This window comes from Megamonas sp. (assembly GCF_986095205.1).
The window spans coordinates 84,831-110,259 of record NZ_CFQVBI010000045.1 but is presented as its reverse complement, the minus strand read 5'-3'; the positions used below and the strand labels follow the sequence as shown (position 1 = coordinate 110,259).

Here is a 25,429-nt window from a genome sequence, read left to right as displayed (position 1 = left end):
TTTTATTTGTTTATTTTTTTCTTTGTTATTTCATTGATTGCGATTAAATCTTTTAATAAATCTTCTAATTTATCTAAGTAAACCATATTAGGTCCATCACAAAGTGCTTCTTCTGGATTATCATGAACTTCCATGAAGAAACCATCTACACCTACACCAGCTGCACCACGAGCTAAGAATTCTACATATTCACGATTGCCAGCAGAACTTGTTCCTGCACCACCTGGTAATTGTACGCTATGTGTAGCATCAAAAATAACTGGATATCCTGTAGAACGCATGATAGGGAAAGAGCGCATATCTACAACTAAGTTATTATAACCAAAGCTTGCTCCACGTTCTGTGAGTAAAATCTTTTCAGAACCAGCTTCTTCTAATTTTTTCACTACATTTTTCATATCTGCTGGAGCCAAGAATTGACCTTTTTTTACATTTACTACACAGCCAGATTTTGCAGCTGTATATAATAAATCTGTTTGACGGCTTAAAAATGCTGGTATCTGTAATACATCTACTACTTTAGATACTGGTTCTACTTGTGTTTCATTGTGAATATCTGTAACTACTGGAACATTGAGTTCTTCTTTAATACTTTGAAGCCATTTTAAACCTTCTTCTAGTCCTGGTCCACGATATCCATTATAAGAGGAACGATTTGCTTTATCGAATGAAGCTTTAAATACATAAGGAATACCAAGTCGAGAAGTTATCTCTTTTATAGTTTTACCAATATATAAAGAGCGTTCATATGATTCTAATACACATGGACCTGCTAAAAGTACTAATGGATTTCCCGCACCAACTTCAAAATTGCCAATTTTTACTGTATGCATAGCTACACTTCCTTACTTTTTAATTTATTTATTTTTTTCCATTTCTTGGTATATTTTATTTACTTCTTCTAAATCTTCTTTTGTATCCACACCAACAAAATGTTTATCTGTGGCTATAACTTTTATTTTATAACCATTTTCTAAAGCTCTAAGTTGCTCTAAAGACTCTGTTTGTTCAAGTGGTGTTGGTTGCATTTTAGCATATTGTAACAGAAAATCTCTACGATATCCATAAATTCCAATATGTTTATAGACAACAACTCCTGTATCTTCACGAGGATATGGTATTAAAGAACGTGAAAAATACAATGCATAACCATTTTTATCTGTAATTACTTTTACATTTCCTGATTTTGCTTTTTCTTCTTCTTTCATAGGAGTCTTCACTGTAGCCATTTTTAAATTTTCATCATTTAAAAATTCTTGTGCTAAATCATCAATAATCTGTGGATCAATAAGTGGTTCATCGCCTTGAACATTGATGATTACATCTGCATCTGTACATTTTTGAGCTACTTCTGCCAATCTATCTGTACCAGTTGGATGATTTTTTGCTGTCATTATAGCTTTTCCGCCAGCTTTGACCACAGCTTCATATACTCTTTCATCATCAACAGCTGCTATTACTTCTGCTGGTTTTGTAGCATTTAATACACGTTCATATACACGTACAATCATTGGTTTTCCAGCTATATCAGCAAGAGGTTTCCCTGGTAATCTTGTAGATGCATAACGAGCTGGTATTACACAAATAATTTTCATATTTATCCCTTCAATCTAGGTAATTTTTCTTTCAAGTATTCAAATAAAACTTGTGTTTCATCGATAAAAGTAACTTCTATACTAATGATGTAAATTGGTATAGGTCGTTTTTTACACAATAATGTTTCAGGAATTTTTACAGCATCTTTATCAGTGATAATGATAGCTTCTGCACCTTGCTCTTCCGCTTGATGCATTACATCTCTTATTTCTTCTTCTGTATAATCATGATGGTCTGGGAAACGCAAACTTTCTGTAATAACAGCTCCAATATCATTTAAAGTTTGTTCAAACGAAGCTGGATTTCCAATAGCTGACATAGCTATGACTTTATGACCTTTCATCATATCTACAGATAAAATTTCATTTGGTTTTCGACTGAATAAATTGCCAATTTCTACAAAGCCTAATGGCTTATGTGTACTTTCTACTACTAAAGCATGGTCATTGTATTTTGCCAAAGTATCTCTTATTTCTTTGCATGCGGATTTGCTAGCTTGATCTACTTTTGTCAATAGACAAACATCTGCTCTATTTAAATGATTTAATGGCTCACGAAGAGTTCCACGTGGTAACATATGACCATTGCCAAATATATTAATAGCATCAACTAATAAAATATTTAAGTCGCGTTTTAATTGCCAATGTTGATAACCGTCATCTAAAATTACCACATCTACATTGAAATTATCTACAGCATATTTTCCTGTAATCGTTCTATCTGTACCAATTAAAACTGGAATATCTGGCAAACTTCTAGCTAAAAGATAAGCTTCATCTCCTGCTTGGTCTGCTGACATAAATACTTGATTGCCATCAGATACAATGCCCACTTCACCTTTCCATTTTGCACGATAACCACGATTTAAAATTGCTACTTTATAGCCTAAATCGCGAATATATCTGGCTAAAAGTTTAGCAGTTGGTGTTTTTCCTGTGCCACCAACAGTGATATTACCGATGCTGATGACAAAACAATCTAATTTTACTTGTTTAGCAATACCCCATTTATATAAATTCAATTGGAAATTTACTAAACTACGATAAATCAAAGAAAAACTATATAATACACCTAAAAATAATTTTGCTGGTATGCTTTTCTTATTTTTATCATGTACTAATTTGTATAAATAAGTTTGGAGATTTTCTATTTTTTCTGTAGAACGTACCTGCACAGGATTTACTTTTTCGTATTCATCTAATAATTCATGTAAAATAACAGCAGAACGACGAGAAGCTCCCCGATTATCTTCAATTATCTGCAAAGTTTCTCTTTCCATCTGATGACGTTTTTCAGGGCAATTAAATAACTCTAATACTGCCTCTGTTAATTCTTTGCTATTTTTTACAGTAATACATGCATTTCGCTTACTAAATAATACATGAGTATCTTTGAAGTTAAACATATTCGGACCAACTATTATCGCCTTTCCATGAGCTGCTGGCTCTAAAATATTATGTCCGCCATGTTTTATTAAACTGCCACCTACATAGATAACATCGCCTACACTATAGACTTTACCTAATTCTCCAATAGTATCTAAAATCACTACATCTTGTTCATATGATGGTTTTTCCTTTAGTACAGTACGGAAATTTGTCTTAAATCCGTGTTTATGACAAATACTAGCAATTTCATCTTTACGCAAAATACTTCTTGGTGCAATCAATAATTTAACATTAGGATGCTGTTTTTTTAATTCACTATAAGCTTTTAAAACAGCTTCTTCTTCACCTTTATGCGTACTTCCTGCTAAAAATATTCCTTTTGCTTTATCCAAACATAATTCTTTTAACATATTGTTACGTTCTTTTTCATCTACATTAGTATATGTTTGGTCAAATTTCGTATTACCTGTAACAGTAACTAAATTTTCATCTGCACCTAAACGAATAATATATGAAGCATCTATCTCTGATTGCATAGCAAATTTTCTTACTGTGCCAATCATATCAGATAAAATACTAAACATATATTTATAACGTTTTACAGATTTATCACTAATTCTGCCATTTACCATCATTACTGGTATATTATATTTTCTTGTAGCCTTTAAAAAATTCGGCCAAAGTTCTGTTTCTACAGGCAAAAATACACGAGGACGAATTTTTTTGATAAAACGCTCAGGAAGCCATGGCAAATCTAAAGGAAAATAAATTATACTATCTGCATCTTTGATAATGCGATTAGCCATAGTATATCCTGTATTAGTTACTACTGATACTAATATGGGAGTATCGGGAAATTCTCTGCGAAATTCTTTAATAATTGGACTTGTCGCTACAATTTCTCCCACAGAAGAGGCATGTATCCAAATACAATTTTTGCCTGCTACTTTATCTAAGGCATGCTCTGGCAAAAAACCAAAACTTTGAATCATGCGTTTTAAAAATCCTTTTTCACGAATAGTTCTAACTATAAAATATGGTATCAATAGTATAACAAGCAATATAGCTACAATATTATATAAAATCTGCATATGCTTCACCTATTTTGCTTTCTTATTACTAAATTGTATGTTATACAAATGACTATATAAACCACCTGTCTGCATAAGTTCTTGATGTGTACCCATTTCTTGTACACGTCCATTGTCTAAAACAACAATTTTATCAGCATGTATAATTGTTGATAGACGATGTGCTATAACAAATGATGTTCGACCAACCATCAATTTATCCAATGCCTCTTGAACAATTTCTTCGCTTTCTGTATCAAGTGCTGATGTTGCTTCATCTAAAATCAAAATACGTGGATTTTTTAAGATAGCTCTAGCAATCGCCATACGTTGACGTTGACCGCCAGATAAAGTTATACCACGTTCACCAATTTTCGTATCATAGCCATCAGCTAAATTCATGATAAAATTATGTGCATTAGCCGCTTTTGCCGCTTCAATGATTTCTTCATCAGTTGCATCTAATCTACCATAGCGAATATTTTCTTTGATTGTGCCACTAAATAACATTGTTTCTTGAGGCACTACACCAATTTGTTCACGCAATGATTTTATAGTAACATCTCGAATATCTATATCATCTATTGTTATAGCGCCCTCAGTTACATCATAAAATCTAGGAATTAAATTTGCAATAGTAGATTTTCCTGCTCCACTAGGACCTACAAATGCAATTACTTGACCTGGATTAGCTGTTAAAGATAAATCATGTAATACATTCACACCATCTTTATAGCCAAAACTAACATGATCAAATTTAACTTTACCACTGATTTTAGGAAGCTCTTTAGCATCAGGTTTATCCTTTAAATCTTCCTGTGTATCTAATACATCAAATACACGTTCTGCTGCTGCCATAGCTTTATTAATTGTGCCATATACTCTACTGATACGTTTTACAGGATTAGCTAAATTTACAGCATAAGTTAAAAAGGCGATAAGTGCCCCAGCTGTCAAAGCGCCATTAACTACTTGATAACCACCAAACCATAAAATTACAGTTACAATTACAGCTGCTAAAAATTCTACAGTTGGCGTCAACAATGAACTAAGCTGTACACTTTTCATATTTGCTTTAAAGTTTAAATCATTTTGATTTTGAAATCTTTCAATTTCATGTTCTTCTCTAGCAAATGATTTTACTACACGAACGCCAGAAATTGTTTCTTGTAATAATGATGTTATTTCTGCTGTACGTTCTTGAATCAGTGAACCACTTTTTTTGAGCTTTCTACCAAAAATTTTCATAGCTTGCCCAATCAATGGTACAACTATCAACGTAACTAAACTCAATTTCCAATCCAAATAAAACATCATAACTAAAGAACCTATCAAAATTGATGATTCTGTAACTAATTCTATTAAACTATCAACTAATGCTGCTTGAAGTGCTGCTACGTCATTAGTTATATAGCTCATTATTGTTCCTGTTTGTTTTTTTTCATAATATGCTAACTGCAACTTCTGAAATTTCACATAAAGCATTTCACGAACATCAATAATTACTCTTTGTGCTATATATGATACTAAATACGACTGACCATAGAAGAATATCCCTCTAAAGAAAAATACTACCACTATGCCTACTGCAATTAAATTTAACAGTACCATATCTCTTTCCATAAGTACCTTATCAATCATATCCTTTATAATCCAAGGTACATATAAATTTGCTGCTGCTGACATTATGATACAAACAATAGCTAATAAAAGCCTTTTCCAATATGGTTTTATAAATAAAATCAATCTCTTATAATCATTCATATCATTTATCCCTTAATCTCATTTTTAAATCTATCAGCTGTTTGTAATATTAACTCAGCTGTCTTATCAGCCACTCCTGGTGAACCTAGCTTTTCCTTTACCATTAATAATTCTTCTTTTACTTTTTTAGCAGATTCAGTATCTTTATATAAATCTCTAGCAAGTCGAGCTATATTTTCACCATTTACTTCATCTTGTAACAATTCTGGCAAAACTTGTTTATCAACTAAAATATTTGGCAAACTAAAATATTTTATCTTCACAAAAATTTTAGCTATGCGATATGTGATAGCAGACATCTTATATAAAACAATTGATGGAAGTCCCATAAGTGCAGCTTCCAAAGTAACTGTTCCCGAAGTTGCAATAGCAAAATCACAGCAATTCATCAAATCATATGTCTTTGTTTCACATAATTTTACTGTTAAACCATATTCATTTATCTTTTCTTCTAAATATTTTTTATCAATACCAGTAGCTACAGGTAAAAAAAACTTTACTTCTGGTCGTTCTTTCTTTATTAACTGCGCAGCTTGAAGCATTGGTTCTAATAAATTAGCTATTTCTTGCTTTCTACTTCCTGGCAATAATAAAATATTATCTTCTTTCAAATCTATGCCAAAAAATTCAGCTGCCATCTCGCGACTCATTGAAGCCTTTACATTATCCATCAATGGATTTCCTACAAATGAAATATCTGCGCCTGCTTTTTTATATACATCTAATTCAAAAGGAAAAATCGCTACAATCTTATCAGCAATTTTAGCTATCTCTTTAGCTCTGCCCTTGCGCCATGCCCAAGCTGAAGGTGGTATATATGAAAATACAGGTATATTCATTTTCTTAGCTTCTTTAGCGAGACGCCAATTAAAATCTGGATAATCTATTAAGACTAAAATATCAGGCTTTTGTTTTTTCATTTCTGCTACTAAAGCATCTTTTAATTTAAACATTTTACGTAAATTAACTAATACTTCCCAAAAACCCATCACACTATAATCTAACATATTTTTACAAAGCTTTACTCCAGCTTGTTCCATTTGTGGACCACCAAAGCCAAACATTTCAATATCACTACAGATATTTTTCAAAGCTTTAGCCAAATTTGCTCCATGCATATCACCAGAAGTTTCCCCTGCTGAAAACATAATTTTATACATACAAACCTCCAGCCTTTATCAAGCAGAAAAAGACGCGATGATAACATTTTATAATGTATCGCCGCGTCCTACCATACTACATTGCCACAATAGTTATAGCATTTTCATCAGCTAGTGATAAAACTTTTTCTCTATCTACAATTAAAGTGCGTCCTGCTTCAATTACTAAGCCAGAAGCTTTTACTTCTATCATAGATTCAATTGTTTTTACACCAACAGCTGGCATATCAAAACGATTATCTTGAGCTGGTTTTGCCACTTTTGCTACAACTGCATTTCCGCAAGCGAGTTTTCCGCCACGTAAAATACATGCATCAGTTCCTTCAATAGCTTCTAAAGCCATTACTGCTTTATCTTTAACAACTACAGTCTGACCAATATCCAAGCCGCCAAGAGCTTTTGCCATTTTGAAACCGAATTCCATATCTAAATTTTCTCTCTCTGTTGGTTGACGTTTAGTCAATACACCTTTTTTAGGCATAATCATTTTCAAAAGCATAGTTTGGTCAAATGTGGTAATTCCTTCTTTAGCAAGTTCTGCCACAAATGCCAACATCATAGTATCATCACTTCTATCTTTTAATGATGATAACAAAGCTATCATTCTAGCATCAGGTAATTCATGTTGCCCTGAAAATAAAATTTCCTTAGTAACTTTACCAATCATGACAACATCTGTTACTTCTTTGCCTTTTAAATAATCAATTATACTACCTAATTGAGCTACATTAATGGATTTAAAATCTGTTGCTACATTTTTTAAATCTTCTTCTACACCATCAACTAATCCTACAGCATAAACGTCTATTCCCATAGCTCTTGCTGCTTTTGCTACTTCAACTGGTAATCTACCTATCCCAGATAATAAACCTATTGATTTCATACTAAAATCCCCACTTTAATTATTACCTTCATGGTTTTCTCTGCAAATACCACGATCAGCATTTCTTAAGAATCGTAAAAAATGTTCCACTTCAGCACAAGAATCAACTTCTTGTTCAATTACAGATATTGCTTGTGCTAATTTTAGTCCTGAACGGTACAAAATTTTATATGCTTGTTTAATAGCTTTTCTTGAAGATACAGAAATTCCTGCACGAGCTATACCTACACTATTTAAACCACAAACATTTGCAGGTCTACCATCTACAATTGTATATGGCACAACATCTTGTACTAATTTGGAAAAGCCTCCAACCATTGCATTTCTACCAATTTTTACAAATTGATGAACACCGGCAAAACCACCAAGAACAGCTCTATCTTCTACAATAACATGCCCTGCAACAGATGCATTATTTGCCATAATAACATTATTACCAATAATTGCATTATGTGCTACATGCGTATAAGCCATTAATAAACAATCATTGCCAATACGAGTTTCTTCTTCAGCTCCACAAGCTCTATGAATTGTAGCATATTCACGAACTTTAGTCCTATCGCCAATATATACATAAGATTTTTCGCCCACAAATTTTAAATCCTGTGGTTCTGCACCAATAGATGCTCCTGGAAAAATCACGCAATCTTTGCCAATTTTTGTCCAACCAGTAATAACCGCATGTGGTTCAATTCTTGTACCATCACCGATTTCTACATTTTCGCCAATAACTGCAAATGGACCAATTTCTACATTTTTTCCGATTTTGGCATTTTCATGAACTATTGCTAATGGATGTATTTTGCTTTCTGCCTCCATTTGTATTCACTCCTTAAAAACTACACCACTTGGTGAAATTCCATCATAGTAAAAGAGCCAATTAATTGGCTCTTTACACCTTAATTAATCATTTTATAAGTTTTCTGGTTTTTGTAAAGCAAAAGTAAAGTCACCTTGAGCTACTAATTTATCATCAACAAAACCTTCACAATGAACTTTACCAAAATCGCCACGAATTTTCACAATTTCAGATTTCATAATAAGCTGATCACCAGGAACTACTGGTTTTTTAAATTTAACATTATCCATACCGCCAAAATAAGCTAATTTACCGCGGTTTTCTGCTGGATATAATAAAGCAAAACCACCAACTTGTGCCATTGCTTCTAAAATTAACACGCCTGGCATAATTGGATGACCTGGAAAATGTCCTCTAAATTGGTCTTCATTTATAGAAATATTTTTTATACCTACTGCATATTTCATAGGTTCTAATTCAATAATACGATCGATCAATAAAAATGGGGGACGATGTGGTAAAACTTTTTCAATTTCAGGAATATCAATTCTCATAGTATAACCTCTCTTCTGCTTAAGTAAAGTCTGCAAGAATTTTCTTTGCTAACTTTGTATTTAATTCATGACCTGATTTTACAGCAATTACATGACCTTTTATTCTACCTGCTAATCTCAAATCACCAATAGCATCTAAAATTTTATGACGAACTAATTCATCTGGGAAACGAAGTTTATTCATCCAACCTTCATCATTGTAGACAATTACATTATCTAAATTTCCACCTAAACCTAATCCCATTTTACGTAAAGCTTCTACTTCTTTTTCATAAGCAATAGTTCGTGCTACAGCTATTTCCTTCTTATATAAATCTTTACTAGTAAATTCAAAATCATGATATTGTATACCAATTAGTAGATGCGGATTTATGGAAGTAAAGCTCACACGAAAACCATCATAAGGCAATACCATTATAAATCTTTCTTTATCATCTATGCGATATACTTTATCAATTGTTATTATATCTGCTTCTTTTTCCTGTTCTTTTATTCCTGCTTTTTCTAGCAATTCTAAAAAAACATTTGCTGAACCATCTGTTACTGGTGGTTCTTCACTGTCAATTTCAATATAACAATTATCTATATCACTAGCAAATAGTGCTGACATTAAATGTTCTATTGTAAAAATCTTGACATCTCCATTACTAATCGTTGTCGCTCTTAATGTAGATGTAACATTACTTGCTATTGCTTTTATCTGTATTTTTTCTGGTAAATCCGTTCTAATAAATACAATTCCTGTATCTACTGGAGCAGGACGCAATTTCATATTAACCTCTGTGCCTGAATGCAGACCAATTCCAGTATATGAAACATCTACCGCAATTGTTTTTTGCTTTATCATCGTCGTCCTCCTAAAAATTATATATAATTATTTTACAAGACAACGCTATTTACTGCAAGTTATTTGCTTCTTTTTTCTTTCTTTCAACATATTTCCATCTATCATGAAGCCAGAACCACTCTTCTGGATAATCTCTTATATGTTGTTCTACTAAACTAGTTAAACTTGCCATCATATCATATATATCTTTTTGTTTGTCTTTTGTTTTAGCTGTAAAAACTGGTTCTAATACTGTTAAAATATGATGTCCTGGTCTTTTTTTATCTTCAGTAATAAAAGCTGGTAATATCGGTGCCGATTTAAATCTGCTCATCACCGCTGGACCTTGCACACAAGATGCTTCATAACCTAAAAATGGCATAATAATCCCTGTAGAACCACCATCTTGGTCCATAATTAGACCAATAAAATATTTTTGTCCAAGCATTTTCATCATTTCTTTGATATCCAATTTATCTGTTATATGCATACCTGTAAATGCTCGACAATAATTTATAAAATTATTTACACCTTCATTGCGTTGATGTTGAGCCACTCCTGCTATCTTCATTCCTTTATGAGTAAGTGCTGCTCCTATAATCTCCCAATTTCCACTATGTGCTGTGGCAATAACACCACCATTTCCATAGGACATAGCTTTTTTTATATTTTCTTCACCTTTTATAGTTACATATTTATCAATATTTTTACATATAACTTTAAATCGCAATACTTCCATGATCATTGGTCCAAATCTAGTCCAACTTTTCTTAGCAATTTGCTCAGCTTTATCAGTTGATACTTTTAAACAACGCTCAATATTATGTATTGCCATTTGTTTTCTTTTCTTAGGAACAACAATCCATGTTAATTCACCTAAAATCTTACCTATAAATCTTGCTACACTAGCTGGTAATAAACAACAAATATCACTTAAAAATACTAATATATGATATAACATTTGTATCTCCTTTCACTTTATATTCCTATCTTATTTTTTCGCAATATCAATTCATTTCTAAACTAATAAAATCTATAAAAAAAGTAGCTAAGCATTAGGGCTTGGCTACTTTAATAATCAAAGAATTACTCGATTTAATTATTTTTCTCTTCTAACGCTTTTAAACGCTTTTCCATTAATTTCAATTTTTTCATCATATCTGGCAAGCGAGATTCATTTGCTTTAATTCTAAGCCATTCTTGATGAGGGCGAGCAGGAAAACCTGCATAGAATGAATTTTCTGGTACATCTGCAATAAGACCTGTACGTGCTGCCATAACTGAATTACTGCCAACTTTTATATGACCTTTAGAGCCAACTTGACCTGCAAATGTAACATTGTGACCAACAATTGTTGAACCAGCAAGACCTGTTTGTGCTACAACTAAACAATTTTCTCCTAATACACAGTTATGACCAATGTGAACAAGGTTATCTACTTTTGTTCCTTTGCCAATCACTGTTGAACCTGTTGTTGCTCTATCAATTCCTGCATTACAGCCAATTTCAACATCATCTTCAATTACTACATTACCTACTTGTGGTACTTTTGTATGTTTTCCATCTTTAGTTATAAAACCAAATCCATCTGCACCAATTACTGTATTATCATGAATAATTACATTTTTTCCTACTTTGCAATATTCGCGAACACTAACACCTGAATGAAGAATTGTATTTTCATCTACACTAGCATATTGACCAATATAAACATTTGGATATATTTCCACATTATCGCCAATAATTGCATTATCATCAATATAGGCAAAATCCATTATAGCTACATTTTCACCAATTTTTACATTTTTACCTATATGTGCCTTAGAGCTAATAACTTTTTCTACTTTCAATTCAGGTTTAAAAATATTTAATAAAATATTGAAAGCTTCTCGAGGATTTTTTACTTTTATACAAGTTTTTGAAAAACCATCTACATCTTCTTGTATAATCACTGCAGCCGCATTACAAGCAATAGCTTCCTCTAAATGTGGGTCTACAGCAAAAGTTATTTCACTTGGACCAGCTAAAGCAATTCCTGTTGCACCTGTAATGACTAAATTTTCATCATAATCCCCACAAAGTTTACCATTTATTAAATTTGCTATCTCTGCTAGTGTTCTTTTCATAATATTACCCCTTTTTATTGCAACTTCTGAATTACATCGTCTGTAATATCAATTCCGCCTTGAACTACAAACTCTTGTTTTTGAACTTGCATACCATTTGAACGCACTAATGTTTTTGGCACTACAGCAGATAATTCTTTTTCTGTTGATACTTCTGCGAGTACCTTATCCATTGTATTTTTTACTTGAGATTTATATTGCATATCTAAGCCTTGATATTGACGTTGAATATCCATCTGTGCTTTTTTAAATTCTTCATCAGACATAGTTGCTTTTTTGCTCATTAAATCTGTTTCTTTAGCTTCGATTTCTTTATTCTTAGCATCAATATTATCTCTAATTGTTTTTATTTGTGGTGCTTCATTCATAACTCGTTCAGCATCTAAATAACCTAATTTAGTTTCGCTTCCACAACCTGACATAAATACACTCATCAATGTAACAAGTGCTATTACTAACATTAATTTTATTTTCATGACACCCTATCGCCTTTCCATATATTATTTACCATTATTATTTTGCATTTGCTCATTTGTAAGTTCAGCCATTACATCGTCTGTAATATCAATTGCATCAGCACCAACTACCATGCCATTTAAAACTGTATCATCAAAATTATCTATTTTTATATTACCAAAAAAATCTAATGTAGCTGGAACATCAGCAATAACTAATTTTAGATGTTTTTGAATTGCTATTTTCATAGCCTTACTAGCAATGTCTTTTAATATGCTTCTCTTTAATAAATTTATTTCATTTTCTTTTGTATGCAATAATATTATTAATCGTTCACTATCTTTTTTTCTAGCTTGAAGCATCTGCAATCTATCTTGAAGATATTGTGCCTCTCTTTTTTGTTCAGCTTGTTGTCTTTCTAAAGAGTTTTGTACATCTATTTGATGTATCTTTTGAACATTTATACCTAATTCTTGTTCTCGTTGTGCTCGCCACTTCATTAATTCATCAGCAACTTTTAAATTATATTGTTGCTCAATCAGCGCCACATTTTCTCCGCGTTCTTTTTTTAGCTGTTCTAATAATGTTAATAGATTATCTTTTTCTTCTTGAGTCAATCTCAAGTTTTCAGCATTATCTAATTTCATAGTGCAATTAAAAATAGCGTTTGTATATTTATCAGTTATTAATGTTTCTGCTTTATTTTTTTCAATAGATAATCTTTGTCTTATTTCATGTTCTTTTGTTATCGTTTCTTCTTTTAATTGTTGTTTAGCTTTTATTTCTTGTAAATTATTTTGTTCATCTACAACTTGTTCAAATACTTGACTTGCCGGATTTACTTGCGGTGGTTGCAATTGTTCTGTATTTAATGCATATGATTTTAATTTTATTAAAATCAATATCTTCTCGGCTTGCAATTTTTCTAATTTAGCATAATCACTATGTTTAGACATCAATTTATCTATATCTACCGTAGCTATTGCTGAATTAACATCTAATTGCACTGGAGGTTTTTGTGTTTGTTTATGCCAAATATATAAAGCTCCTATAATACATAATAATACACAAATAACACCTGTAATAATAGCACTTTTTCTACTCTTATCCTTTTTGTTCTCTTGCATATCATTATCTTTATCTTGTTCATTTGCCATAAAGCCACCTCCCTACAAATTTATCTAGATTATTAAAATACCGAGCATCACTGCATTTGCTCGGTATTTCATCTAAAAGCATAAAAATTAATTTTGACCAGAAGAATTTGTTGTATCTGTAGCTTCAGCAGAAGTTGCATCAGAACTATTAGTATTATCTGTAGTTACATCACCCTGAGCTTGAATTTTTGTTAAAACATCTTGAGTGATATCCTGTCCACCATACAATACATTGTTTTTATCTAATACAACATTAATACCTCTAGAATCAGCTACTGCTTTTACTTGTTCTTCTATGCTATTGCGAATAGGATCGATTAATTCTTTTTGCTTATCTTGCATTTCTTTTTGTTTTTGTTCTATAAATTGTTGCTGCTGTTCAGGTGTCATATTTGCAGCCTGATTTTGGAAATCTTCTTGAACTTGTTTTGCTGCTGCTTCATATTTTTCACGAGCAGGTTGCATTCCTGGATGTTCTGCAATAAGTTTGGAATAATCTACAATACCAACATTAGAAGAAGATGCTCCTGCCATACCAGATTGATATTGTGAAACTCCAAGAGCGACAATACTAAATACAAATACTGCTGCAATAATAACACTAATAATTTTTACTTGTTTCTTTTCGAAATTAATCAACTTTATCTTCTCCCTTTATAAGGCTTTTGCCTCTTAGTTAAAACACTTTAATTATAACAAACTAAAAATTCTTATTCAAGGAAAGAATTAACTGCAGAAAAAATCCTGCAGTTAATCTTTACTAAAAAAAAATAATAATATTATTAGAAGTTTCCACCTACATTAAAATGAAGTCTTCCGCCATCTTCACCCCAACCATAATCAAGGCGCATAGCACCTATTGGAGTTTGCATTTGTAGTCCTAAACCTACACTAGCATGTAAATCTAAATCTTCTTCAATGGAACTCCATGAACCCCAAGATTTACCACCCCAAGCATCACCTACATCTGTAAATAAGGCACCTTGTACTTTATTCATTAATGGGAAACGATATTCCATTGTACCCATTAACATTCTATTACCAGAAAATTGTCCATCACGATAACCACGAACAGAATTTTGACCCCCTACTTCAAATAAAGCAGCTTCTGGTAAATCTTCATTTGCATAACCTGCACTACCACGGAATGCTAAAACTTGTGCATGACCTACTTTATAATATTTTTGTACACTACCCATTAATTTAGTATAATCAAAATCTCCACCTAAGCCAGCATATTCAACAGATAGACTAGTTCTAGTACCTTCAGTTGGATAGAAAATATTATCTCTTGTATCACGAACCTGAGAAGCTATAATACTTCTAGTTTCCCCAAAGTTATTATCAAGCCATTCTGTATTTTTACTACGGTCTAAACCATCTTCATGTCCACGATATTCTGTATTATTTATTTTAAAACCTAAATAATTCATTGTATATTCATCTGTTGGACGACCAAAATTTAATTCATACCCTTGATTTTTTTTATCGTAAGTTTCAATAAGATCACCGCCATTATCGTAATCATCATATTCAAACTTACGATCATAAATACGGAAAGTACCTGTAGTTTCTTTTTCATCAAGCCATGGTTTAGTATAAGAAATGCTATATCCGCTATCGTCTCCACCGTCGCCGCCAAATTCATACATAGCTTTTACAGAATCACCAGTACCTCTGAAATTAGTATCCCCAATACTTACCATTCCTAAAAGACCATCTTCGCTACTGTAACCAGCACCAATACCAAAAGAACCTGTACGTTTTTCAATAACAGTCAATTCCATGATGATATTATTTGGATCTTCTTTACCTGGTAAAATTTTTACACTAACATCTTCAAAAAATCCTAAATTATATACACGTTGCATACTACGACGTGCTTTCTTAGCATCAAATACTTCGCCTGGTTTTATACGCATTTCACGAGTAATAACATAATCTTTTGTTTTATCATTACCTTTTACTACATAACCTTCAAGAATACCTTCATTAAAAGTTAAAGTTAAATTACCACTTTCATCAATAGATATATCTCTTAATTTTGCCAAAATATATCCATCTTGGCGATAGCTAGCTTCAATATTTGCTAAATCTGTATTCAATTGACGAATATTTAAAATTTCGCCTTTTTTTACAGTTAACATATCTTCAATTTTATCTGTAGAATAAACTTGATTTCCTAAAATCTCTACAGAATTTAACACAGGATTTTCCATTACATGATAAGTTATTTTTACACCTTCAGGGACAACTTCATAAGAAGGATAATTATCATAAAAATAGCCTGTATTATAAATATTATTCCTATCTTGTTCTATATTTTTTATATTGAATTTATCTCCAGCTTTTACAGTTAAAACATTTAAGATATCTTCTTTAGCTATTTTTTCATTTCCCACAACATCTACACTGACTACTGTCATATCTGTATATGCACTATTATTATTTTTAATAGTTTCTTCTGTTGGTCTTTGTTCTTTCCAAGTATTCATTTTAGCAATAGCTTCAGGATCTTGGACTTTATCCACTTTATTTTTTTTGTCATTATTGATAACAATTTCTTTGTCTTCTTTTGCAGCCTCATTGTCTGCAGATACATCTTGCATTGTTTCATCAATTTTTGCTGCTACTTCTTCTTCAGTTAAGTTTTCAGCAGATACAATATTTTCATGTACATTATTATCTGCAACATTTGCAAAACAATTATTTATACTAAAGGCACTGATATTAGCCATAGCTAACGCGCAGACTAATAATTTATAATTTTTCTGTTTCAAACAAAAAACCTCCTTAATTTGGCAAAACTCACCAATACTGTAATTTTATCACAACTATATTAAAAATAATATCTTTCATATGAAAAAAGTTATGATACTCAAGAAAATATGAGTATCATAACAAATTCATCTTAAAAATAAATTAAAATTTCCACTGCATTTCTAATTTTATATTATATACACCATCATCTTCTACTTCTGTGATAATACCTACATTATTATTCATATAATATTGTAAGCCCACCCTATTTAAATCATAATTTATGCCTTTTGTATAACGAAGCATAACCTTATCTGACAAATATTTTCCAATTTGAACACTATACACATCGCCATTATCTGTATCAAAGCGTTTTTTAGCACTATCAGATAAGCTATCTCGAGAAATTCTAAATTCATCCAAATTCAATACATTTCTTAATGTACCCTCAATTTCATTTAAGAAACTCATCTGTAATCCCACAGATGCTAAGGATAGTAAATCATCTTCTGTTATTTCTCCAGAACTGCCTTCTTTATAATCTGTTCTAAATGCCAATAATTTTATTATTTCTGCATCATTCATTGCTGGTTCAGAAAACAATCTCGGTTCTAATTGCTTATCTAAAGGACCTTGTAGGCTTGCAAATATTTTTGTTCTATCAAGTCTAGTCACAGCTAGAAAATCTATACTTGGGAAGAACGAATCTACTTGATTAAATACTATATTACCTACTTCAATCTTAAAGATATTTTTCAAAACATTAATTGTTCCTTTATCAACAGTTAAACTACCTGAAGATTTTGGATGAATAGTTGTTCCTTTTATGTTAAAAGCACCTTTTATATACAAATCATATAATAAGGCATCATAAGCATGTACATTGTCACCTAAGGTAACATTTATATCTAATAGCATTTCAGGAAGCGGTGTATCTGTTGTTTCTGGAAGCGGTGGCATAGAAACTTCGATATTATTAAAGTCAAGATTAGTTATCAATTTTGGCAATCTTCTACCACGGAATTCTTCTTCGATTAATTGTAAATTGCCCACTAAATGACCTGTATAATAATCTGACACAATATCTAAATTATTTAAATCAAGATTAAAGCTGTAACCTGTAATACCTTGACTTGTGAGATGTGCCGTTCCTACTAAATTATAATCTCCTTCTCCCATTTTACCTGTGAAACGCTTAACGGTCATTAAATCTTGGTCAAAATCTATATCTACATTTATATTTTCTAATGGACTATCTATATATTTAAATTTAATAGCACTATCTACTGTAGATATATTTCCTTTAAAATTAGGTTTTTGTACTGTTCCTGTAATATTTAAATCACCTTGAACATTACCCATAGACCATTCAACAAATGGTGTTAACGATGGCAATATATTCAAATCTGTATTTTCCAAATAAACCTTTAAGTTCATCTGTTGATTTATATTTTGCTCATTTCTTTTATCCATTTCTAAAGCTGCTATCGGTATACTGCCTTCTGCTTTTATTGCACATTGACCTTTATTCGCGGCCATCTGATTTATATAGATTACACCATTTTTTAAATTTGCTAATGCATAAGCATTATCAAACTGAGTACCATCACCTTGCGTATAAATAGAAATATCTGCTGTCGGCTCATCAATTGTACCGCCAACTTGAATATCACCGTTCATAACACCATTTATATTTATATTCATATCACATAAATGAGTTAATAGATTTACATCCATATTACTAGCTGATATTCGTGCATCTATAGGGCCATTTTCTAAATCTATACTGCCTTGAGCCGCCACTTTACCTGCACCTTGTTCAGCATAGAATTTATCTATTTTCACGACTTTATTATCCAATTCAGCATCAATTTGAATATTTTGTAATGGATAATCTTTTAACGTACCATCTATCATCGTACCATTCAAATCAACATGTGGATTTTCATAAGTACCATTTAATTGTGCTATACCGTCAAAACGACCATTTAATAAATTATTTTTTAAATTAGCCATGGACATTGCTGCATTGATATCAGCTTGAACAATAATCGCTTTTCCTTCAACTTGCTTAGTATTTAAATTTACTGCTCCATTGAAATCAAATTCACCATTATTTTGTTTAAATTTAAATTGCTCTAAACTTAAAATTCTATTAGCTAATTTTAAATGACCATAAATATCATCTATATTTTCACCATTTAAGACAATATCGTCTGCCTGCAAGATACCATCAAAATTTAAAGCACCCACTTTACCAGTTAAAACACCATCAAAGCTTGCTTTTCCTGATACTGGATATGGCAAATCTACTTGTAATTTATCAATTAAGATTTCGTCTGCTTTAAATTTAAAATTCATTTCTTTATTTTTATCTAAACTACCAGACAAAGTGGCTTTAATAAATGGTGATGTTATTACAAAATCTTTTAAGACTATATCACCATCATTATATTCATATGTCCCATCTACTTGCGTAATTAAAATACCATATAAACTACCTTCATAAAAATGCAGATTACCTGTAGCTTTTATATCTTGTAAATTACCTGTTAGATGTATACTATTATCTACATTTCCTGTTACTTTAAATTCTGGCATAACAACTTGCATTAAATTTTCTACGCGTGCTTGTTTTGTCTGCACTACCATATCAATAAATTGTTTGCCTTTAAAACCTAATAATCCAGTGGCTTCATGCGTAATTTCACCATCATTGATAAACTGACATCTATCTACACGCATACCGTCTAAATTCCCCACCGCATTTACTAATAATGAATCAAATGGTTGATTTAATATCGAGCCATCTTTTGCCATTAAATCAATTCGCAATACAGGATTATCTAAATAACCAGACAATCTACCACTAAAATTAGCATCTCCAGAAATGTCCATATCTAGTAAATAATTTTTAACTAAAGACATATCTACATTTGAAGCATAAAAATCTGCATTTATATTATCATTTTGCAGACCACCTTTAGCTGCCAATTTTCCTCCATTAGCAAAACTAGCCGTTAAAGCATCAATTTGAAGTAAATCTTTTTCTTTATAAAAAGAGGCTTCTAGTTTTTCTACTGGTATATTATCATAACTTCCATTATTTACCTCTAGACGACCACTGAGATCTAAGTTTTCAAATTCTACACCTTGACCTTTAAAATCGCCACGAATAATAGCATTACCTGTAATTACTTGTGGTAAATAATTATTAAAAATAGATATATCTATATTAGATGCTCTAAATGAACCTTTATATGATAAATCAGCTAAATCACATTGACCAGATGCCCAAATCCAACCATTAGCAAAATCTGCTCTAAAATCATCAATGAATACTTTATTATCTCTATATCTAGCCTGAATATTTATATCTTCTATAGGATAATCATATATATATCCTAATTTAGAATTAACTTGAGCACCAATACGTATATCATCTAAAGTACCATAAATAGCACTTACAAACGAAACTTCGCCATTAAATGGTATACCTTCAATAAATAATTCAGGTCTAAAACTTTTACTTTCTGCAATTAATCGCAAACGCGGTTCACTCATATAATCTTCAATATTTCCATGAACAGCTACTTTTTGTCCTTGAGCACTTCCACTTACAAATAATTGTATATCCTTATTATTTAATAAAATAATACCTCGTATATCTTCTACATTTTGACCTAAAACTTCACATGCACCATCTACAAAACTAACAGAACCATCTAAAGTATATTGATTTTCTAAATTACCACTAATTGTTATATTTGCTTTATTTATAAAGCCTTGTTTTACATTAACATTAGCTAAATACTCTTCTGGTATAAATGGTAAGTATTTCAAAATATCTAAATCTTGTGCTCTTATTTCTAAATTAGTTTTGATTACTTCACCTACAACACCATCAAATTCTACTAAAGCATCTTCATGATTTAAATTACCATCAAGATTTATAGCTGTTAAATCTGCACAATCTGCTTCTAAATTAATTTTATCTATAGATAATTGCTTTCCTTCAAAACGCAATTTAGATTGTCCATTTTCAACTTTTACAATCCCTTTGAAATCAACAGGTGTATCTGAATCTTTATCTATTAAATCTTCTACGTTCCATGAACCATCACTACGCTGAATAATATTAACCTCAGGATTGATAACATCTACTTCACTTAATCCAGCTAATGGAGATTGTCTCAAAATCTGCCAAAAATCTATAGTAAATACTACCTTATCTGCTTTTGCTATTAATTCATTTTCTTTATCATAAATTTCTACATCATCTATAGCTGCTGAATTTGTAGACACAATATATAACGAATTTATATTTATTTTTGTACCTAAGATATTTTCTACTTGTTTAGATATTAAATTAGCCGTTTCTTGTTTGAAAGATTGAGAGTTTATCCATAAAAAAGTCATTAAACTTATACAAAATATTATAAATATACTAGCTCCTACAATAATTTTAGACTTTTTTTGCATCTAACTCACCTCTATATTAAATAGTTAAATAATCTCTATACTAAGAAACGGGAACTATTTTAGTTCCCGTTTAAATAGTTTATTCTGTTTTTAGTATAGCATGAATTTATTATAGAGAAAATATCTTAATATGTTTTTGCTGCTACTGCTTGAACATCTAAGTCAACAGGAAGACCCATTGCTTTATCTAACTGAGCTTTACTTACATTGTAATCATAAAGAGCTTGTACATAATTTGTTTTTGCTGTAGTCAAAGCAACTGCTGCATCCATAACATCGATATTAGTACCTACACCTGCAGTATAACGAACTTGTGCGATAGTATAATCTTCACTTGCTTGATTTACTGCTACACTTGTTGTTTGAATATTTTTTTCAGCAGAAAGTAAATTCAAATATGCTTGATGTACTTCTAATTGAATGCCTTCATTTACATATTGAGCATTTTCTTGAGCTTTAGCTAAAGCTGCTTCTGCTTGTCTTACCTGTGCTTTAGTTACATTGTTATCAAAAAGGTTCCAACTAGCTTTAACACCAACTTCTGATTTTTCTGCTGCATCATTATTAAAAGCATCATCGCCATCAATAGTATAACTTGCATAAGCAGAAAGTTGTGGTAGATTACCAGCTTGAGCTGCTTTTACACTTGCTTTAGCTTGTTCAATAGACTTAGCTGCTGCAACACCATCTGGACGATTTGTCATTGCTAAATCCATGCATTCAGCTAAGCTTAAATCATATTTTGTATATTTTAATTCATCTTGAATATTAATTTTAGTATCTATAGGTAAACCAATTAAATTATTCAAAGAAGAAATCGATAAATCATAATTATTTTCTGCATTTACAAGATTTTGTTTAGCATCTGCTAGTTCTACTTGAGAACGCAATACATCAGATTTAGCTACTGTACCTGCAGCATATTTAGCATTAACTGTATCTAAATGTGCTTGCAATTGATCTACAGTTTCCTGATTTACACCTACTAAATTACGGCACTGTAAAATATTATAATAGCCTTTTGTTGTATCATATTTAATCTGTTGTTTTGTATTTTCCAAAGTTAAATCGCTAATATCTACACCGATTTCTTTACTTTTAATATTATTTTCTAATTGTCCACCTGTATATAATGGAATAGAAGCTTCTACCACATTTTGATAAGTAGAATCTCTATTTTGTAAATCATATGTTTCGCCACTAGCAGCAGCTGCTACTGTTTGCCAATTGATAGAAAAGCCTTTTTGACCTTTTGCTTCACTCAATGCCCAACGAGCTGAATCTGTATCATATACAGACTGTTTTATAGTTCTATTATTTTCCAATGCTAATTCTACTGTATTATCTAAAGTTAAATCTACAGTATCTTGTGCAAAAGCTAAATTACTACCACCTAAAAATAATGAGCCACTTAATAACACTGCTGTTATTGTTTTATTTAAAGACTTTTTATTCATTTTCAAATCCTCCCAAATTAAAATTCATGTCTTAAGCCTACATAAGCGGCTCTTTCATCTGAATCATTAATATCTTTTATCTGACCTATTAAATATGTGTCTTGCGCCACTTCATATTGACCTTTTAATTTAACTCTTAAATCATTAGGATCATAAGCATCTACAGAAATTTTTCCTTTTTCTCCTGCTTTTAAGTCAACACCCACGCCGACTTTATCATCAACTAATCCACCTCTACCTGTAAAAATGCCATTACCTGTTCCTATCTGTAGATTAGTACCACTATCATCACCGCCAATATCATCGGCGCCTATTAGCAAAAAAGAATTTGGATCTGTATAAACTTTTACATCAGCATTTACCATCCATTCAGATTGCCCACCACTATACAATGCTTCTACACCTGGCTTAACTTCAATAGAAGACACTTTACTCATCATATTATCTGCACGCTGTGATATATTATCTGCGTTGCTGATTATGTTTTTCAAGCTTTGTGCTGTCTGTGGGTCTGCAACTACAGTTTCCATATTAGTTGCCATTTTTTTTACACTTTCACTAGTTGCTGATAAATTAGCAATAGCAACTTTCATATTATTAGCAGTTTCGCCATCACCAGCAAAATCATTTATCATGATTTCAATTTCATCTGCAGCCTTAGCCATACTAGCTGTCATTGCAGATAAATTTTTAATCATATTATCAATGTCTTGCTGATTATTAACTGCTAATGTAGACATCACTTGCATTAATTGATTCATATTTCCAGTTAAATCTTTAAGATTTACTGCTGTTTGAATTAAAGATTTCTGTACATCTTGATTACCTAAAATGTCATTCATACTTTTTATCAAACCTCTTACATCATCTAAAGTCACACTAGCTTGAACCAATAAATAATCTAATCCTTTTTCATCAACACCATGTACTTCTTCTCCACCTACTAGATACTCACCAGATGGATGTTGTGGTGGCATGATACTGATAAATTTTTCACCCATTAAACCATCACTACTGATGGTAAATAATGAGTCTTTTGCAATCTGCATATTTCCTTTTATGACAACAGTAACTCTTGCCTTATCTTTATAAGCTTCAATCGCTGATACTCGCCCAGCATCGATACCGGCATAACTAACACCAGCACCTATCTTTAATCCTGTAACTTGATTAAAAGTGATATCAAAAGTATAGTCTTTTTCTTTGCCAAAACTAAAGCCACTTAAATAAACTATAATACCAATTAATAAGGCTAAGCCGATTGTCGTAAAAATCCCTACTTTTGCTTCATTGGACATTTTTTCACCTCTTTCTTATTTGGCTAACATTTATAAATTCTAAAACTCTACTATCTGTGGAATTTCTTATTTCATCTGGAGTGCCAATTGCTATCATCTCACCTTGATACAACATAGCAATTCTATCTGCAATATAAAAAGCACTTTTCATATCATGTGTTACCACTATAGAAGTAACACCTAATAATTTTTGCATCTGTACAATAAGCTCATCAATCTTAGCAGAAGTTACAGGGTCTAAACCCGAACTTGGCTCATCATACAATAAAATTTTTGGCTCAAAAGCAATTGCCCTAGCTAAACTAACACGTTTTTTCATACCACCAGATAATTCATTCGGCATGTAATTTGCAAAACCAGATAAACCTACTAAATTTAATTTTTCTTCTACAATTTCTTTGATTTCCTTGGCAGATAATTTGCTATGCTCTTGTAAACCAAAACCTACATTATCGCCTACACTCATTGAATCAAATAACGCAGAATATTGGAAAACCATTCCCATATTTAAACGTACTTTATCTAGTTCTTCTTCTTTCAATTTTGATATTTCTTTGCCATCAATGAAAATTTGTCCTTGCTCAGGTCGTAACAGCCCTATTAATAATTTCAATAAAGTCGATTTACCTGAACCGCTACCGCCAATTATAACTAAGGTTTCACCTTTATTAACTTCAAAATTAATATTGTTTAAAATCAATCTATCCTTAAAAGATTTATATATGTTGACTACTTTTATCATTATACCACCTCAACGATAAAGCAACATAGATAATAAACAATTACTAAAGAATATAACAATAATTGAAATTACGACAGAACGAGTCGTTGCTTTACCTACACCTTCTGCACCATTTTGAGCATTTAAACCATAATAACAACCTACAATAGCGATAATTGCACCAAATACAATGGATTTTAATAAACCACCTGTTATATCATGAACATCTACAAAAGTATCTATCGAATGTAAATACATATAAATATTAATATCATAATATTCTGCTACCATCCAACCACCAATAGAACCAATGACATCGCCAAAAACTACTAAAATAGGCAACATAAACATACAAGCTATCAATCGAGGTACTACTAAATAACCAATTGGATTAGTAGCCATAACTTTTAAAGCATCAATTTGTTCCGTTACCTTCATTGTACTGATTTCAGCTGTTATAGCTGCACCAACTCTACCGGCTGTTACAACACCTGCTAAAACTGGCCCAAGTTCACGTCCTACAGCAATAGTTACTATACCACCTACTGTAGATTGTGCCCCTAAACGAATAAATTCTGTAGCAGTCTGCAATGTTATTACCATACCCGTAAATAACATCGTAAGCGTTATGATCGGCAATGTATCTACACCTAAATGTGACATTTGCTGAAAGACATGTCGCATTCTCGGAGGATATCTTAATTGTGCAATCGTATTGCCTATTAAAATAGTAAATTGCCCTAAAGTTTCTAAATGACCAATAACAAATCTCCCTATTTTTTCAAAAAATCTTATTATCATTTTATAAATCCTCAACTTTATAGCTATTAACTTTATCGAAAAAAATATCCGTGAGAAAGACTCACGGATATTTTCTCACTATTCGATTTTAGCAATGAATTTAAAAATAGTAAATAGTTATTTACTTTTT

General features: G+C 31.5%; 20 protein-coding genes. All 20 read right to left on the bottom strand.

Features of this window, described 5'->3' with window-relative positions:
- Positions 1-2: 2 nt before the first annotated feature.
- A complete protein-coding gene (gene kdsA, locus AC5LAX_RS06650) occupies positions 3-833 on the bottom strand; it encodes a 3-deoxy-8-phosphooctulonate synthase (protein ID WP_022228078.1) in 831 nt (276 codons plus the stop codon).
- Positions 834-857: 24 nt separating this feature from the next.
- On the bottom strand, positions 858-1,595 hold the full coding sequence (kdsB, locus tag AC5LAX_RS06645; protein ID WP_288909448.1) for a 3-deoxy-manno-octulosonate cytidylyltransferase: 738 nt from the start codon (positions 1,593-1,595) through the stop codon (positions 858-860).
- A 2-nt stretch (positions 1,596-1,597) separates the two neighbouring features.
- Positions 1,598-4,075 carry a tetraacyldisaccharide 4'-kinase gene (lpxK, locus tag AC5LAX_RS06640; protein WP_117976311.1) on the bottom strand — a complete coding sequence of 826 codons (2,478 nt, stop codon included), beginning with the start codon at positions 4,073-4,075 and terminating at the stop codon, positions 1,598-1,600.
- A 9-nt stretch (positions 4,076-4,084) separates the two neighbouring features.
- Positions 4,085-5,818 carry an ABC transporter ATP-binding protein gene (locus tag AC5LAX_RS06635; protein ID WP_288909447.1) on the bottom strand — a complete coding sequence of 578 codons (1,734 nt, stop codon included), beginning with the start codon at positions 5,816-5,818 and terminating at the stop codon, positions 4,085-4,087.
- A gap of 5 nt (positions 5,819-5,823) precedes the next feature.
- Positions 5,824-6,978, bottom strand: coding sequence for a lipid-A-disaccharide synthase (lpxB, locus tag AC5LAX_RS06630; RefSeq protein ID WP_288909446.1), 1,155 nt, complete (start codon positions 6,976-6,978; stop codon positions 5,824-5,826).
- Between the two features lie 76 nt (positions 6,979-7,054).
- Entirely contained in the window at positions 7,055-7,861 is an 807-nt protein-coding gene (locus AC5LAX_RS06625; protein ID WP_008539757.1) for an LpxI family protein, read from the bottom strand.
- 15 nt (positions 7,862-7,876) lie between these two features.
- Positions 7,877-8,680 (bottom strand): acyl-ACP--UDP-N-acetylglucosamine O-acyltransferase, encoded by an 804-nt coding sequence (gene lpxA, locus AC5LAX_RS06620; RefSeq protein WP_204922316.1) that lies wholly within the window; start codon positions 8,678-8,680, stop codon positions 7,877-7,879.
- Positions 8,681-8,773: 93 nt separating this feature from the next.
- Positions 8,774-9,214 (bottom strand): 3-hydroxyacyl-ACP dehydratase FabZ, encoded by a 441-nt coding sequence (fabZ, locus tag AC5LAX_RS06615; protein ID WP_008539755.1) that lies wholly within the window; start codon positions 9,212-9,214, stop codon positions 8,774-8,776.
- A gap of 19 nt (positions 9,215-9,233) precedes the next feature.
- Entirely contained in the window at positions 9,234-10,061 is an 828-nt protein-coding gene (gene lpxC / locus AC5LAX_RS06610; protein ID WP_288909445.1) for a UDP-3-O-acyl-N-acetylglucosamine deacetylase, read from the bottom strand.
- 49 nt (positions 10,062-10,110) lie between these two features.
- Positions 10,111-11,001: a lysophospholipid acyltransferase family protein gene (locus tag AC5LAX_RS06605; protein WP_018998785.1), complete on the bottom strand. Its 891-nt coding sequence runs from the start codon at positions 10,999-11,001 to the stop codon at positions 10,111-10,113.
- Positions 11,002-11,135: 134 nt separating this feature from the next.
- Complete coding sequence (gene lpxD, locus AC5LAX_RS06600; protein WP_117585392.1) at positions 11,136-12,167, bottom strand: UDP-3-O-(3-hydroxymyristoyl)glucosamine N-acyltransferase; 1,032 nt, start codon at positions 12,165-12,167, stop codon at positions 11,136-11,138.
- 14 nt (positions 12,168-12,181) lie between these two features.
- Positions 12,182-12,643, bottom strand: coding sequence for an OmpH/Skp family outer membrane protein (locus AC5LAX_RS06595; RefSeq protein WP_008539751.1), 462 nt, complete (start codon positions 12,641-12,643; stop codon positions 12,182-12,184).
- A gap of 24 nt (positions 12,644-12,667) precedes the next feature.
- Positions 12,668-13,780, bottom strand: coding sequence for a hypothetical protein (locus tag AC5LAX_RS06590; RefSeq protein ID WP_167625071.1), 1,113 nt, complete (start codon positions 13,778-13,780; stop codon positions 12,668-12,670).
- An 87-nt stretch (positions 13,781-13,867) separates the two neighbouring features.
- Positions 13,868-14,419: an OmpH/Skp family outer membrane protein gene (locus AC5LAX_RS06585; protein ID WP_008539747.1), complete on the bottom strand. Its 552-nt coding sequence runs from the start codon at positions 14,417-14,419 to the stop codon at positions 13,868-13,870.
- Positions 14,420-14,562: 143 nt separating this feature from the next.
- Positions 14,563-16,560 carry a BamA/OMP85 family outer membrane protein gene (locus AC5LAX_RS06580; RefSeq protein WP_288909444.1) on the bottom strand — a complete coding sequence of 666 codons (1,998 nt, stop codon included), beginning with the start codon at positions 16,558-16,560 and terminating at the stop codon, positions 14,563-14,565.
- 142 nt (positions 16,561-16,702) lie between these two features.
- The gene (locus AC5LAX_RS06575; RefSeq protein WP_288909443.1) at positions 16,703-21,022 is read right to left on the bottom strand and encodes a translocation/assembly module TamB domain-containing protein; all 4,320 of its coding nucleotides are present in this window, start codon (positions 21,020-21,022) and stop codon (positions 16,703-16,705) included.
- Positions 21,023-21,147: 125 nt separating this feature from the next.
- Positions 21,148-22,479 (bottom strand): TolC family protein, encoded by a 1,332-nt coding sequence (locus AC5LAX_RS06570; RefSeq protein WP_115152103.1) that lies wholly within the window; start codon positions 22,477-22,479, stop codon positions 21,148-21,150.
- A gap of 17 nt (positions 22,480-22,496) precedes the next feature.
- Positions 22,497-23,777, bottom strand: a complete 1,281-nt coding sequence (locus AC5LAX_RS06565) for an MlaD family protein (RefSeq protein WP_018998778.1) — start codon at positions 23,775-23,777, stop codon at positions 22,497-22,499.
- A gap of 4 nt (positions 23,778-23,781) precedes the next feature.
- Positions 23,782-24,519 carry an ABC transporter ATP-binding protein gene (locus AC5LAX_RS06560; RefSeq protein WP_008539741.1) on the bottom strand — a complete coding sequence of 246 codons (738 nt, stop codon included), beginning with the start codon at positions 24,517-24,519 and terminating at the stop codon, positions 23,782-23,784.
- A 9-nt stretch (positions 24,520-24,528) separates the two neighbouring features.
- On the bottom strand, positions 24,529-25,299 hold the full coding sequence (locus tag AC5LAX_RS06555; RefSeq protein WP_015561637.1) for an MlaE family ABC transporter permease: 771 nt from the start codon (positions 25,297-25,299) through the stop codon (positions 24,529-24,531).
- Positions 25,300-25,429 lie beyond the last annotated feature (130 nt).